The organism is Selenomonadales bacterium 4137-cl, from assembly GCA_032334055.1.
Classification (GTDB): Bacteria; Bacillota; Negativicutes; order Sporomusales; family UBA7701; genus Anaeroselena; species Anaeroselena agilis.
In genome coordinates this window covers 1,815,391-1,829,315 of the sequence record JAUOZS010000001.1, presented here as the reverse complement: position 1 = coordinate 1,829,315, position 13,925 = coordinate 1,815,391, and the positions used below count along the sequence as shown (strand labels likewise).

13 protein-coding genes are annotated in these 13,925 nt (G+C 64.6%); all 13 read left to right on the top strand.

All coding sequences use genetic code 11. The features are described 5' to 3' along the window. The first annotated feature begins 49 nt into the window (after positions 1 to 49). The 13 genes from metK (at position 50) to Q4T40_09630 (ending at position 13,925) form a co-directional block, all read left to right on the top strand. Complete coding sequence (gene metK / locus Q4T40_09690; protein MDT8901512.1) at positions 50 to 1,243, top strand: methionine adenosyltransferase; 1,194 nt, start codon at positions 50 to 52, stop codon at positions 1,241 to 1,243. 215 nt (positions 1,244 to 1,458) lie between these two features. After that, positions 1,459 to 1,686 (top strand): heavy-metal-associated domain-containing protein, encoded by a 228-nt coding sequence (locus Q4T40_09685; GenBank protein MDT8901511.1) that lies wholly within the window; start codon positions 1,459 to 1,461, stop codon positions 1,684 to 1,686. A gap of 217 nt (positions 1,687 to 1,903) precedes the next feature. Beyond that, positions 1,904 to 4,315: a primosomal protein N' gene (priA, locus tag Q4T40_09680; GenBank protein ID MDT8901510.1), complete on the top strand. Its 2,412-nt coding sequence runs from the start codon at positions 1,904 to 1,906 to the stop codon at positions 4,313 to 4,315. Between the two features lie 120 nt (positions 4,316 to 4,435). Continuing rightward, a complete protein-coding gene (def, locus tag Q4T40_09675) occupies positions 4,436 to 4,897 on the top strand; it encodes a peptide deformylase (GenBank protein MDT8901509.1) in 462 nt (153 codons plus the stop codon). Further along, the gene (gene fmt, locus Q4T40_09670) at positions 4,894 to 5,835 is read left to right on the top strand and encodes a methionyl-tRNA formyltransferase (GenBank protein MDT8901508.1); all 942 of its coding nucleotides are present in this window, start codon (positions 4,894 to 4,896) and stop codon (positions 5,833 to 5,835) included. Before def ends, fmt begins: the two co-directional genes overlap by 4 nt. 13 nt (positions 5,836 to 5,848) lie before the next feature. Continuing rightward, positions 5,849 to 6,610: a DUF116 domain-containing protein gene (locus Q4T40_09665; protein ID MDT8901507.1), complete on the top strand. Its 762-nt coding sequence runs from the start codon at positions 5,849 to 5,851 to the stop codon at positions 6,608 to 6,610. Positions 6,611 to 6,784: 174 nt separating this feature from the next. Then, positions 6,785 to 8,128: a 16S rRNA (cytosine(967)-C(5))-methyltransferase RsmB gene (rsmB, locus tag Q4T40_09660; GenBank protein ID MDT8901506.1), complete on the top strand. Its 1,344-nt coding sequence runs from the start codon at positions 6,785 to 6,787 to the stop codon at positions 8,126 to 8,128. Further along, on the top strand, positions 8,125 to 9,186 hold the full coding sequence (gene rlmN, locus Q4T40_09655; GenBank protein ID MDT8901505.1) for a 23S rRNA (adenine(2503)-C(2))-methyltransferase RlmN: 1,062 nt from the start codon (positions 8,125 to 8,127) through the stop codon (positions 9,184 to 9,186). The genes rsmB and rlmN overlap by 4 nt, the downstream gene beginning before the upstream one ends. 129 nt (positions 9,187 to 9,315) lie before the next feature. Next, positions 9,316 to 10,074 carry a DUF3662 and FHA domain-containing protein gene (locus Q4T40_09650; GenBank protein MDT8901504.1) on the top strand — a complete coding sequence of 253 codons (759 nt, stop codon included), beginning with the start codon at positions 9,316 to 9,318 and terminating at the stop codon, positions 10,072 to 10,074. 1 nt (position 10,075) lies between these two features. Continuing rightward, entirely contained in the window at positions 10,076 to 10,552 is a 477-nt protein-coding gene (locus tag Q4T40_09645) for an FHA domain-containing protein (protein ID MDT8901503.1), read from the top strand. A 5-nt stretch (positions 10,553 to 10,557) separates the two neighbouring features. Beyond that, the gene (locus tag Q4T40_09640) at positions 10,558 to 11,268 is read left to right on the top strand and encodes a Stp1/IreP family PP2C-type Ser/Thr phosphatase (GenBank protein MDT8901502.1); all 711 of its coding nucleotides are present in this window, start codon (positions 10,558 to 10,560) and stop codon (positions 11,266 to 11,268) included. Position 11,269: 1 nt separating this feature from the next. Continuing rightward, the gene (locus Q4T40_09635; protein ID MDT8901501.1) at positions 11,270 to 12,526 is read left to right on the top strand and encodes an FtsW/RodA/SpoVE family cell cycle protein; all 1,257 of its coding nucleotides are present in this window, start codon (positions 11,270 to 11,272) and stop codon (positions 12,524 to 12,526) included. Continuing rightward, positions 12,519 to 13,925, top strand: a complete 1,407-nt coding sequence (locus Q4T40_09630) for a penicillin-binding transpeptidase domain-containing protein (GenBank protein ID MDT8901500.1) — start codon at positions 12,519 to 12,521, stop codon at positions 13,923 to 13,925. The genes Q4T40_09635 and Q4T40_09630 overlap by 8 nt, the downstream gene beginning before the upstream one ends.

Below are 13,925 nucleotides of genomic sequence, written 5' to 3'. Positions count from 1 at the left end.
ACCCTCCCGTGGAGGGTTTTTTTATTGCCGATGCTGAGGAGGTAAGATTTTGGAGAAGATGCGCAGATTGTTCACATCCGAGTCGGTGACCGAAGGTCATCCCGACAAAATTGCCGACCAGATTTCCGACAGCGTCCTTGACGCGATCATCGCTCAGGACCCGATGGCGCGCGTGGCCTGCGAAACGCTGGTGACGACGGGTATCGTCCATGTGGTGGGCGAGATCACGACCAATTGTTATGTCGATATCCCCAAGATTGTCCGCCAGACGGTCAAGGAGATCGGCTACACTCGCGCTAAGTTCGGTTTCGACGGCGAAACCTGCGGTGTCATGACATCGATCGACGAGCAGTCGGCCGATATCGCTCTGGGAGTGGATAAGGCTCTGGAGGCCAAGAAGGGCGAGGACGATATGATCGAGGCCATCGGCGCCGGCGACCAGGGGATGATGTTCGGTTATGCGACGAACGAGACGCCCGAATTGATGCCCATGCCGATTTCGCTGGCCCACCAGCTGGCCCGCCGCCTGAGCGAGGTGCGCAAGACGCGCGTGCTGCCGTGGCTGCGCCCGGACGGCAAGACCCAGGTGACGGTGGAGTACGAGGGCGACAAGCCGGTGCGGATCGATACGATCGTCGTTTCGACCCAGCACCGCCCGGATATCGAGTTGAAGGACATCGAGAAGGCGATTATCGAGCATGTTATCACGCCGGTTGTGCCGGCCGGTTTTCTCGATGCCAAGACGAAGTACTATATCAATCCCACCGGCCGGTTCGTGGTCGGCGGACCGCAGGGCGACGCCGGCCTGACGGGGCGGAAGATCATCGTCGATACCTACGGCGGCATGGCCCGTCACGGCGGCGGCGCGTTTTCGGGCAAGGATCCCACGAAGGTCGACCGCTCGGGGGCGTATGCGGCCCGTTATGTGGCCAAGAATGTGGTGGCCGCCGGCCTGGCGGACAAGTGCGAGATTCAGCTGGCGTACGCTATCGGTATCGCCCGCCCGGTGTCGGTTCTGGTGGAGACCTTCGGCACCGCCAAGGTTGACGAGGCGCTGATCGCCGAGCTGATCGCCGCCCATTTCGATCTGAGGCCCGCCGGCATCATCAAGACGCTGGATCTGCGGCGCCCCATTTATCGGCAGACGGCGGCTTACGGCCATTTCGGCCGCACCGATGTCGAGCTGCCGTGGGAACGGACGGATAAGGCGGAGATTCTCCGCAAGGAAGCGGGCCTGAAGTAAGGAAAAGAATATAAGAATTGTCGAGACCGTCTCGAAGGTCCAGATGCAAGGCGTACCGGAAGAGCGTTTGCCGGCGTACATAAGACGTACGCCGGCAAACGCTCTGAGGAGCAACGCCGCGGATGGACTTTCGAGGCGGTCTTCATGTATCTGGATTAAGCCCGAGGGCATACTATTTCTGCCGGCCATTTGAAGATTGACAGGGGGTAGATATATTGGCAACAACAGCAGGCAGGAAAACAGCCGTTTACAGGGTCGGCGGCCTTAAGGGCGATCATTGCCGCGACCGCATCGAGCATACGCTTTCTCATCTTGGCGGCGTGGCCGGGGTGGATGTCGATCTGGGCGCCAGGGAGGTAAAGGTGGCCTATGACCCGGATGTCATCCCCAGCGGGTATATCGAGGAGACGTTGCAATCCTTGGGCTACTCTATCCAGGGTTAGGGCGATGGGACTTCGTTTTGCGCCGCTGGGCAGACGCCCGGCCCGACGGTTCCGCCGGCAGCCGCCGCCGGACGTTGAATGGGAAAGTCCGGATTTTGCCGAGGAAGAGGAGAACAGCAGGTATTGACGCGCAGAAAAGCGAAATATGGGATATACAACCGAGAGGGACAGAGATGTGTCCCTCTTCTTTTGCGGCTTGGCCGCAGGGGGAGTAATTATGGCGCTGATCGCGGAAGTGTTCGTCAATTTGCCGGCCCGCCGGCTTAATCATTCGTTCACCTATCTCGTTCCCGACGAGCTCGGACAGATCGGACCGGGCTGGCGGGTACTGGTGCCGTTCGGCGGGCGCAAGGCCGAGGGGTTCGTGGTCAGCGTGGGTGAGGCGGATGCTGCCGCGGACGCGGAGCTTAAATCTATCATGGACGCCATCGACGACGGGCCGTGGTTTACGGACCAAATGCTGGCGGTGGCGGCGTGGATCAGCGAGTATTATCTGTGTACGCCGGCTGAGGCGATGCGTCTGTTCGTGCCCGGCAAGGCGGGGATCAAGAGCGCGACTGTGTACCGCGCGACGGGGCTGGCGGCGGAGGAATTCCTGACCGGCCGGCCGCCACTGGCGGGCAAGGTGTACGCGGCGGTAAGCGCCGGCCCGCGGACGCTGGCGCAGTTGACGGGCGAGTTCGACAGCGGCGCGGCGGCTGTTCTCCGCCTGCTGGTCCGCCATGGGCTGGTGGCCGCCAAGGCTACTGCCCGCCGCACGGCACGCACCCAATACAGGACGTACTGGCGGCTGGCGGTCGATGAGGCGGCGGCGACGTCGTTTCTGGCTAATTTGAAGGGCCGGCAGGCCCAGGGACGGTTGCTGGCGGCGCTGCTGGCGGACGGCCGGCTGGGTCCCGAGGATCTGAAGCGGTTGAAGGTGGCGGCGACGACGACGAAAAGTCTGGAGGCCGCGGGGCTGGTGGCGGCCGAACGTGAGGCGGTGGTCCGCGACAGCTACGCCGGCGCGGCGACCGGGGCGTTGATCCCGGCGCCGACGGAAGAGCAGCGGGCGGTGCTGGCGGCGCTCCTGCCCGCCGTGCAGGCCAAACGGTTTGAGTCGTTTCTTCTTCACGGGGTGACGGGCAGCGGCAAGACGCAGGTTTATATCGAGGCGGCGGCAGCCGCCCGCGCGGCCGGCCGCCAGGTGGTGGTGCTGGTGCCGGAGATCGCGCTGACCGGCCAGATTGTGACACGGTTCAAGGCGCGGTTCGGCGACGATGTGGTGGTGGCGCACAGTAAGCTGTCGGTGGGCGAGCGTTACGACGCCTGGCAGCGTCTACGGAGCGGAACGGCGGGGATAGTGATCGGGGCCCGCTCGGCGGTGTTTGCGCCGGTGCCCGATCCGGGTCTGTTTGTTATCGATGAGGAGCAGGAGTTTACTTATAAGCAGGAGGAGTCGCCCCGTTATCACACGAGGGAGGTGGCCCTGAAACGGGCCGCGCTGGCCGGGGCGGCGGTGGTGCTGGGCAGCGCGACGCCGGCGGTCGAGACTTATCACGACGCTTGCGCGGGCCGGCACCGACTGCTGGCGATGCCGTCGCGGGTGGACGGGTCACCGCTGCCCGTGGTGCAGGTGGTGGATATGCGCGAGGAGCTGAAGGCCGGGCGGCGGAGCGTGATTTCGGCGCCGCTCCGCGAGCTGCTTACCGAGACGGTGGACAGAAGGGAGCAGGCGATTCTGTTCCTCAACCGCCGCGGGTACGCGACGTTCGTTCTTTGCCGCGATTGCGGCGAGGTGATGCGCTGCGGCCGTTGCGCGGTGTCGCTGGTGTACCATGCCGCCGGCAACGTGCTGCGCTGCCATTACTGCCAGGCCTGCCAGCCGGCGCCCGATGTGTGCCCGGCCTGCGGCAGCCGTTATATCCGTTATTTCGGCACCGGCACGCAGAAGGTGGAGGAGGAACTGGCCGCGCTGCTGCCAGCGGCGCGGGTGGTGCGGATGGATCAGGACACGACGGGCGGCAAGATGGCTCATGATCGCATCCTGTCGGCGTTTGCGGCCGGCCGGTACGATATTTTGCTCGGCACGCAGATGGTGGCCAAGGGGCACGATATCAAGCAGGTGACGGCGGTGGGGGTGATTTCCGCCGATACGTCGCTGTATCTGCCGGATTTCCGCGCCGCCGAGCGGACGTTCATGCTGCTTACCCAGGCGGCGGGACGGGCCGGGCGCGGCGGCGCACCGGGGCGGGTGGTGGTGCAGACTTACAGTCCGGAGCATTACGCCGTCCAGGCCGGCGCCCGTCACGACTACGCGGCTTTTTACGAGGAGGAGCTTGCCTGCCGGCGGGAGCTGGGTTATCCGCCGTTCGCGTCGCTCGTTAAGCTGACGGTGCAGGGGGAGGATGAGGTGAAGGCCCGCCGTCAGGCCGAAGAGACGGCGGCGGCGCTGCGCGCCCGCCTGCCGGACAAGACGATGGTTGTGGGGCCGTTCGCGGCGCCGATTGCCAGGATCAGCGATATCTACCGCCTGCATATACTGATAAAGACCACCGACACGGCGGCGGCACGGGCGGCGTTCAAGGCGTTGGGGCTGGAGAAGCGCAGCGATATAGCGATCGATGTGGACCCGGTCAATGTAATGTAGACAGGTTAATAACGCCTGAGTTGCCGGGCCGTTCAGCAGAGGGGGCCTTATCGGCGCCCCCAATAGTGATTTTTGTCGCGATTTATGCTATCATTGGGTTGAAAAAAGGGGGCGATTCCAGTGACTGTGCTTGATATCAGAAAGGCCGGCGATAAGGTGCTCAAGGAGCAGGCGGCGCCGGTGGCGAAGATCGACCGCAGGATCAAGAAGCTGCTTGACGATATGGCCCAGACGATGTACGAGGCGAGCGGGGTGGGCCTGGCCGCTCCTCAGGTGGGGGCTTCCCTGCGGGTTATTGTCGTCGACGCCGGCGAAGGACTTATCGAGCTGGTCAACCCGGCGGTGGTCGCCGGCGAGGGCTGCGAGGCCGGCACCGAGGGCTGCCTGAGCGTCCCGGGGGTGTACGGCCAGGTGGAGCGCTACGCCAAGGTGACGGTGGAGGGCCTGAACCGCGAGGGCCGCAAGGTGACGGTGAGCGGCACGGGGTTGCTGGCCCGCGCTCTCCAGCATGAGATCGACCACCTGAACGGGGTGCTGTTCATCGAGAAGGCTACTACTCTTTATAAGGGGCAGGAGGAATGAGCCGCTTACGGGTGGTGTTCATGGGGACGCCGGATTTCGCCGTTCCCTGCCTGGACAGACTGGTGGCCGACGGACACGAGGTGGCCGCGGTTGTTACTCAGCCCGACCGTCCAAAGGGGCGGGGCCAAAAGCTGACGCCGTCGCCGGTCAAGGAAGCGGCCCTGGGGCACGGCCTTGCGGTGATGCAACCGGAGAAGATCCGCGCGGCGGAGTTTCAGGCCCAACTGGCGGCGCTCGCGCCGGCGGTCATCGTGGTGGTGGCGTTCGGCCAGTTCCTGCCGAAGGCGATGCTTGAACTGCCGCCGCTGGGGTGCGTGAATGTTCATGCTTCGCTGCTGCCGCGTTACCGCGGGGCGGCGCCCATCCACTGGGCGGTGATGAACGGAGAGTCGTCGACCGGGGTTACGACGATGCTGATGGATACCGGTATGGATACCGGGGATATGATATTAAAGGCCGAGGTCGCGATTGGTCCCAACGAAACTACCGGTGAGGTGCACGACAGGCTGAAGGAGCTGGGGGCGACTGTTTTGTCCGCGACGTTGGCCAGGCTGGCTGACGGCACGGCGCCGCGTATGCCTCAGGACGGGGCTGCGGCGAGCTACGCGCCGCTTTTGACGCGGGCGGTGGAGCGCATCGACTGGGGCCGGCCGGCGGCGGCGGTGCACAATCTGGTGCGCGGCCTGAGTCCGTGGCCGGGGGCGTACTGTCTCCACGCCGGCCGGACGCTGAAGGTCTGGCGGAGCGAGGTGGTGGCGACGGAGCGCGGCAGCGGCCGGCCCGGCCGGGTGATAGCGGCCGGCGACGCCGGGGCGGTGGTGCTCGCCGGCGACGGCGCGGTGCGTTTGACGGAGGTGCAGCCGGAGAACCGGCGGCGCATGGGGATGGACGAGTATATCCGCGGTTACGGGCTGACGGTTGGCGAAACCCTGGAGTAAAGGTGGTATGGTTATGATGGAAGCGGTGGCCCGGCCGCGCAAGCGCCTGTTTCTCGGTTTGATTCTGGTTAGTATGGCGTTGGCGGTGTTGGCGGGCTATGTTCTGTGGCACGTCAGTTTTCCGGGTTTGGCCAACATCAGCGCTTACCTGCCGCTGGTGATAGGATTTTTGCTGGCCGCGGTCGTGCTGGCGGCTATCGCCGGGGTGGGCAGCATCGTGCTGGCGCTGCTCGGCTATCCGACGCTGGCGGTTTTCCGGGGGGTGGCCTGGTCGGCCATCCAGTTGCTTTTTCCGCTGGCCATCCGTATCGGCAAGTTGTTCGATATTGACAAGGAGCGGGTGGAACGCTCGTTTATCGAGGTGAGCAACCAACTGGTGCGCCAGAAGAGGGTCCGGGTGAGGGCGGACAAGCTGCTCATCCTGACGCCCCACTGCATCCAGCACGAGTCTTGCCCCTTCAAAATAACCCGTGATGTGCACAACTGCCGCTCCTGCGGCAAGTGCCGGGTGAGCGACCTGCTGGCGCTGTCGGATAAGTATGGGGTGCATGTGGCGGTGGTGACGGGCGGGACGCTGGCCCGCAAGGTGGTAAAGGAGATCAGGCCGCACGCCGTGCTGGCGATCGCCTGCGAGCGCGATCTGACGAGCGGTATCCAGGACGTTTTCCCCCTGCCGGTCATTGGGGTGCTGAACGAGCGGCCGGAGGGGCCGTGCTGCAATACGACGGTGGATATGGCCAAGGTGGAGGCCACGCTGAAGAACTTCCTCGCGTAGGGCCGTTGCTAAGCGAAACTTGGCGCGGACGATCGCGGCGATGCTGCTAACCCGTCGCCCGCAAACCGCGCAAACATACTTGGTCGCGGAGAAAACTGCTTGGTCCGCCTAGCATCCAGGCTTTTCTGAACGGCCCTAGGTCCTGGGATATTTCTTTCGGAAGGATATGGTTCCATGGCTGTTGACGCGCGTGACGTGGCGCTGAAAATCATAAACGAAGTCGATACCGGGGGCGCTTACGCGAATATCGCGCTGGCGCGCGAGCTGGGGAGGCGGCCGCTGTCCGATCAGGACCGCCGGTTTGTGACTGAGCTTGTTTACGGGACGGTGAAAGCGGGGGCGACGCTCGACTGGCTGCTCGGCCATTACTGCAGCCGGCCGTTGGCCAAGATCGATCCGGTGATCCGCAATATTTTGCGCATGGGCGTGTACCAGATCTTTTTTTTGTCCCGCGTGCCGGTGTCGGCGGCCTGCAATCAGGCTGTGGAGTTGGCGAAGAAGCACGGCCACGCGGGCACGGTGAAGTTCGTGAATGCGGTGCTGCGGAGCGCCGCCCGCGACCCGGGCAAGGCGGTGTATCCCGACGCGGACAAGGAGCCGGCGCGTTATCTGGCGCTGAAGTATTTCCACCCCGAGTGGCTGGTGGAAAGGTGGCTGGCCAGGCTGGGGTTTGAGGCCTGCGAGGCGCTGCTGGCGGCCGATAACGCGACGCCGCCGTTGTCGCTGAGGACGAATACGCTCCGGATCAGCCGCGACGATTTGCTGGTCCGCCTGGCGGACGAAGGGGCGGCGGGCGAGCCGTCGCGCTGGACGCCCGAGGGCGTGGTGTGCCGGGAATATCCCGCGCTGGCCAGGCTGGCGTCGCTGCAGGAGGGCCTTTTCCAGGTGCAGGACGAGAGTTCGATGCTGGTGGCCCACGTGGTGGGGCCGCAGCCGGGGGAGTTCGTGATCGACGCCTGCGGGGCGCCGGGGGGCAAGAGTACTCACCTGGCGGCGCTGATGGGCAACAGGGGCCGGGTGCTGTCGACCGACCTGTACGAGCATAAGCTGAAGCTGACGGCGGAGAACGCCGTTCGCCTGGGGCTGGGGATAATCGAGACGAAGGTGTTCGACGCGACCAAACTTGATACGGCGTACGCCAGCCAGGCCGACAGGGTGCTGGTGGACGCGCCGTGCTCGGGGCTGGGGGTGCTGCGGCGCAAGCCCGATTCACGCTGGCGGAAGAGCGCGAGCATGCTGCGCGACCTGCCGGTGCTGCAGGCGGCCATTTTGGCGAGCGCGGCGGCGTGCGTCAAGCCGGGCGGGGTGCTAGTGTACAGTACGTGCACGACCGAGCCGGAGGAAAATGAGGCGGTTGTCCGCGCTTTTCTGGCCGGACGGGACGATTTCGCCCTCGTGAGCGCGGGCGCGCTGCTGCCTGTGCCGCGGGCGGAGGAGATGGTGCAGCTGTGGCCGCACGTCGACGGGGTGGACGGGTTTTTCATCGCCCGGATGGAGAGAAGGCGGGAGCCGGTATGACGGACAGGGTGAATCTTTTCGGGCTGACGGCCGGGGAGATGGCCGCCGCGGTGGCGCCTTACGGCCTGGAGAAGTATCGCGGCCGCCAGGTGGCGGCGTGGCTTTATCAGCGTCATGTCCGCGATTTCGCCGCTATGACCGACTTGCCCAAGGGGGCGAGGGAGGTTCTGGCGGCGCATTTTGCTGTCGGGGCGGTGACGTTGAAGGCCGAGCAGCAGGCCGCCGACGGGGCGACGAGCAAGTTCCTGCTGGCGCTGGCGGACAGCCTGGCTGTGGAGACGGTGCTGATGCGCCACGATTACGGCAACAGTGTGTGTGTTTCGACCCAGGTGGGCTGCGCGATGGGCTGCGCTTTCTGCGCTTCGACGCTGCGGGGGGTGGAGCGCGACCTGACGGCCGGGGAGATCCTCGCCCAGGTGCTGTATGCCCAGGAGAGGCTCGCCGGGAGCGGGCAGAAGGTGAATTCGGTCGTCATCATGGGGTCGGGGGAGCCGCTGGCCAATTACGATAATGTGGTGAAGTTCATCCGCCTGTGTCACGAGCCGTACTGTCTCGGTCTTAGCTATCGCAGCGTTACGCTGTCGACCGCCGGAGTGGTGCCGGGCATCGACAGTCTGGCGGCCGAGGGATTGCCGGTGACGCTGGCGATTTCGCTGCACGCACCGGACGACGGGCTGAGGACGCGGCTGATGCCGGTGAACCGCACCTGGCCGCTGGCCGAGGTGCTGGCGGCCGGCGATCGTTACGCGGCGGCGACCGGCCGGCGGGTTACATACGAGTATGCGCTGATCGCCGGGGTGAACGACGACGATGAGCAGGCGGCGGCCTTGGCCGCTTTGCTTAAGGGGCGGCTGGCGAATGTCAACCTTATCCCCGTGAATCCTGTGCCGGAGCGCGGCCTGCTGCGCCCGGACGCCGGCCGGGTGCGAAGGTTTCTGGCGGTGCTGGAGGCCAGGAAGGTCAACGCGACGGTGCGGCGGGAGATGGGCGGCGATATTCGCGCGGCCTGCGGACAGCTCCGCCATGCCGTGCTGGCCTCTGAAGAGGGAAGGGAATGATTTGCCGCGAAAGTGGAAATAACTGTAACATTGGGCTGGCTTTTTTCTGCCTGCTCACGATGGGTAATTTTGACTAGTTTGGCTAAATGTCGTATAATAATATGACGATAATCTTTGGAGTGTAATGCCGTGGACTTTGTGCGCCGCCTGGAGGATTTCTTCGAGAAGTATATCGAGGGCTTTTTTAATGCCCGTTTTTCCGGCGGACTGCAGCCGGTGGAGATCGCCAAACGCCTGGCGCGGGAGATGGAGAGCGACCGGACGGTGGGCATTTCCCTGATCTATGTGCCTAATCAGTACAGCGTTTTCCTCGGTAAAGAGGATTACGAGCGGCTGACGCCTTACGGTCAGGCGATCCGCGATGAGCTGGCCGTTTTTGTGGCTGCGGAGGCGAAACGCAAGGGTTATACGATCGTCGGCAAGCCGATCGTGGATATTTTCTGCGATGAGGCGGGCGGGCGGGGGCAGTTCCGAGTGGTGAGCCACTACAGCGAGCCGCTGCCTGAGGAGCCGGAACGGGAGGCGACGGGTCCGGTGCAGTTGTCAGACACCAGGGTGTTCGGCAAGTTGCCGCCGCCGGTGAGCCGCCAGGCGTCGGTCGCCGGGCTGCTGACGGTGGTGAAGGGGCTGGATACCGGGCTGCAGGTTGATCTGGGAGCGGAGCGGGCCAATATCGGCCGCCGCGAGAGCAACGAGTTGCCCTTGACTGATATGAATACGTCGCGGCTGCACGCGTATGTGGTGTTCGAGGACGGCGGCCATTCGCTGTACGACGCCAAGAGTCTTAACGGCACGTATGTGAACGATCACCGCGTCACCCGCAAGCGCCTGAAAGCCGGCGACCGCATCAAGGTGGGGAACACGGTCATCTTATATGAGGTGAAGTGATTTGCCTAGCAAGATCATGGTGCTGAATTATATCGGGATCGCCTTGCAGTACGCGGTTTTAGCGCTGCTGTATTATTTTTTATTCAAGGTGCTGCGGGCGGTGTACAGCGATCTCAGGGCCGAGCGTTCTGAGGTGCGCCTCCGGCCGTCGGCCGCCGACGAGTCGGCGGCGGCGGAGAGTGACGCCGCCAGGCTGGTGGTGGTGGACGCGGGGAGCGTGGCTATGGCCCGGCCAGCGTATGAGCTGGCGGAGACCGTTTCGATCGGGCGCGGCGAGGGCAACGATATCGTCGTCGCCGACAACTTTGTTTCCCACGAGCATGCCCTCATTACCCGTTATAAGCATGCTTTCTGGCTGACCGACCTAAACAGCACCAACGGTACGCTGCATAACAACCGCCGGGTCGCGGACGAGGTTCTTCTGAAAAACGGCGATCTGATCGCCGTCGGCGCGGTTACTTTCCGCTTTGAGAGGTGACGATATTGCTGGCCTATGCACTTTCGGACATCGGTAAGGTCCGGGAAACAAACGAAGACAGTTTTGTGTGCCAGCCGCCGCTGTTTGTCGTCGCCGACGGGATGGGCGGCCATGTCGCCGGCGAGGTGGCCAGCCGGGTGGCTGCGGATACGGTGAGCGCGCGGTTCGCCGGCGCCGGCGGCGAGGAACCGACGGCGCTGCTGAGCGAGGCGATCATCGACGCCAATGACAAGGTTTACCGCCTGGCCCAGGAAGACAGTGAGCGCGCCGGCATGGGCACGACGCTGACGGCGGCGTTTGTCGCCGGTTCGGTTCTGTACTGGGGGCATGTCGGCGACAGTCGCCTTTATTTGTTGCGAGGCGGCGTTCTTTCGCAGGTGTCTGAGGACCATTCGCTGGTGGGAGAGCTGGTCAGGAACGGCAGTATAACCGCCGATGAGGCCCTTATCCACCCGCACCGCAATATCCTCACCCGCGCGGTGGGTACGGGCGACAGGGTCAAGGTCGACACCGGCAGTCTGACGCTGGCCGCCGGCGACAAGGTCCTGTTGTGTACCGACGGTTTGACGAATATGGTGACCGACGGCGAGATCGCCGCCGCCCTGAGCCGGGACGGCGACGGCGCGGCGCTGCTGGCTCAGCTGGTGGCTAGGGCGAACGACGCCGGCGGGCTTGATAATATCACCGCTATTCTCGTGTGTTTCGAGGCGGTCTGAGATGGATACGAAGCGGGAATGTTGCCTGCTGCTGCTGGCCGGAGCCATTCTGCTGGCCGGGGTGCTGGCGGTTAGCCTGGTGAGCGGTGCGCCCAATTTCCGGGCCCTGGGGGCGGCGGCCGGCCTTGCGCTGGCCTGGCCTGTGGCTCATTTCGCGCTCAGGCGGGCGGGCCATTTGGGCGACGGGCTGCTGCTGCCGCTGGCGGCGGTGTTGACGGCGCTCGGCCTTATCATGGTTTTGCGTCTTAAGCCCGGCCTGTTTATGGTACAAGCACTGTGGGCCGCATTCGGCCTGGCGGCGTATCTCGGGTCCGCGTTCTTTTTCCGCCAGGCGGAGCGGTGGTCGGAATACAAATATTTCTGGGGCCTGGCCGGTATCGCCCTGTTGCTGGCGACGGCGCTGTTCGGGGTGGATATCGGCGGCAACAGGAACTGGCTGTTCATAGGGCCGGTGCATTTCCAGCCGTCCGAGTTCGCCAAGCTGTTCATCGTGCTTTTCCTGGCGGCTTATCTGAACGAGCGCCGCGAGGTGCTGACGTTCGCGACGAGGCGTTACGGGCCGCTGATCCTTCCCCAGCCGCGGATTATGGCGCCGCTGCTGGCGGTGTGGGGCCTGGCGATGCTGATGCTCGTCGGCCAGCGGGATCTGGGGGCGGCGCTGCTGTATTTCGGAACGGCGACGGCGATGATTTACCTGGCGAGCGGGCGGCCCGGATACCTGTTATGGGGGGCGGGGATGTTCCTCGTCGGTTCGTCGCTGGCGTACGCCATCTACCCTCATGTGCGGGCCCGCATCGATATCTGGCTCGATCCCTGGGCCGACCCGAGCGGGCGGGCGTATCAGGTAATCCAGTCGCTGTTTGCCCTCGGCTCGGGCGGGGCGCTCGGCAGCGGTCTGGGCTACGGGTTTCCGGGCCTGGTCCCCGAGGTGCACACCGATTTCATTTTTGCCGCCATCGGCGAGGAGCTGGGGCTGGCGGGGGCGGGAGCGGTGATGCTGCTGTATATTTTGTTGGTCTATCGCGCTTTCCGCGCCGCGCTGCTGGCGGCTTCGCCCTTCCGGGCGCTGCTTGCCGGCGGACTGGCGGTGCTGCTCGCCCTGCAGGTGCTGGTGATCGTCGGCGGGGTGACGAAGTTTCTGCCGTTGACGGGTGTGACGCTGCCGCTGGTGAGCTATGGCGGCAGTTCGGTCGTGGCGACGTTCATTTTGCTGGGCATGGTGTTGGCCATGTCGGAAAAGAGGCCGACCGGTGCTTGACAGTCTTCGCGCCAGCATCCGCCGCGTCGCGTTCGCCCTGCTCGGCCTGTTGGCGGTACTATTCCTTTATTTGTCGTATATCCAGGTGATCGAGGGCGATTATCTCGCCGGGCATCCCCTCAACCGCCGCACTGCGGCCGCCGCCGAAAAAGTGGAACGGGGGACGATTTTCGACCGCCGGGGCGAGAAGCTGGCCTACAGCGAAAAGGACGGCCAAGGCAGGTATGTCCGCCGCTACCCTTACGGAGCGGTAGCCGCCCATGTCGTCGGCTACTCGAGCCCGCGCTACGGCCAGTCGGGGGCGGAGAGCGCTTTCAACGGCGAGCTTTCCGGCATGGCCAACCCCGAACGCCGTTTCGGGCCGATAACCGGACTGTGGACGGCGAAGGCTGGCAACAACGTGACTTTGACTATCGACGGCAGGTTGCAGGAGACGGCCTATAAGGCTTTGGGCAACCGGCGCGGGGCGGTGGTGGCGATCGCGCCACGCAGCGGCGCGGTGCTGGTGATGGTAAGCCGGCCGGCGTTCGACCCGGAGGCGTTGGACGACGACTGGAAGGAGATCGTCGGCGCGGCCGGCAGTCCGCTTTTAAACAGGGCGGCGCAGGGCCTGTACCCGCCCGGCTCGACGATCAAGGTGCTGGTTGCCGATGCGGCTTTGACGGAGAAAATAACCGATAAACGGAAAACATATGATTGCCAGGGTTCGCTCAAAATCGGCCCCGATTATGTGCTGCACGAAGCTAACGATGTGGCTCACGGCAAGGTGGATCTGGAGGAGGCGCTGGCGGTGTCCTGCAACGTTACCTTCGGCCGCCTGTCGCTGGAGCTGGGCCGTAATGGGATGGCCAAGGCGTTCGACCGGTTCGCTTTTTCCCGGCCCCTTGGCGGCGATATCGCCGAGGTTTCCAGCCGCCTGCCGGATTTCGGCCGGCTGGGGGATGGCGATCTCGCCCAGACCGGCATCGGCCAGGGCAGCCTGTTGGTGACGCCGTTGAGGATGGCGATGCTGGCGGCGACGTTCGCCAACAGGGGGACTCTGTTGAAGCCTTTTTTGGTGAGCAGGGTAACCGCGCCAGACGGCGCGGTGCTCAGACAGTTCGGCAGTACGGAGTTCGCCGCGCCGACGAGCCCGGCCACGGCGGCGGAGGTAAGCCGGATGATGCAGCAGGTGGTCAGCGGCGGCACGGGCTATGCGGCCCGCGTAGCCGGGGTGAAGGTGGCCGGCAAGACGGGAACGGCGGAGAATCCTCACGGCGCGTCCCACGCCTGGTTTATCGGTTTTGCGCCTGCTGACGCGCCCGAGATCGCGATCGCGGTCGTCGTGGAGAACGGCGGCTCGGGCGGCGAGGCGGCGGCGCCGATCGCCAGGCAAGTAATAGCGAGAGCATTGCGATAG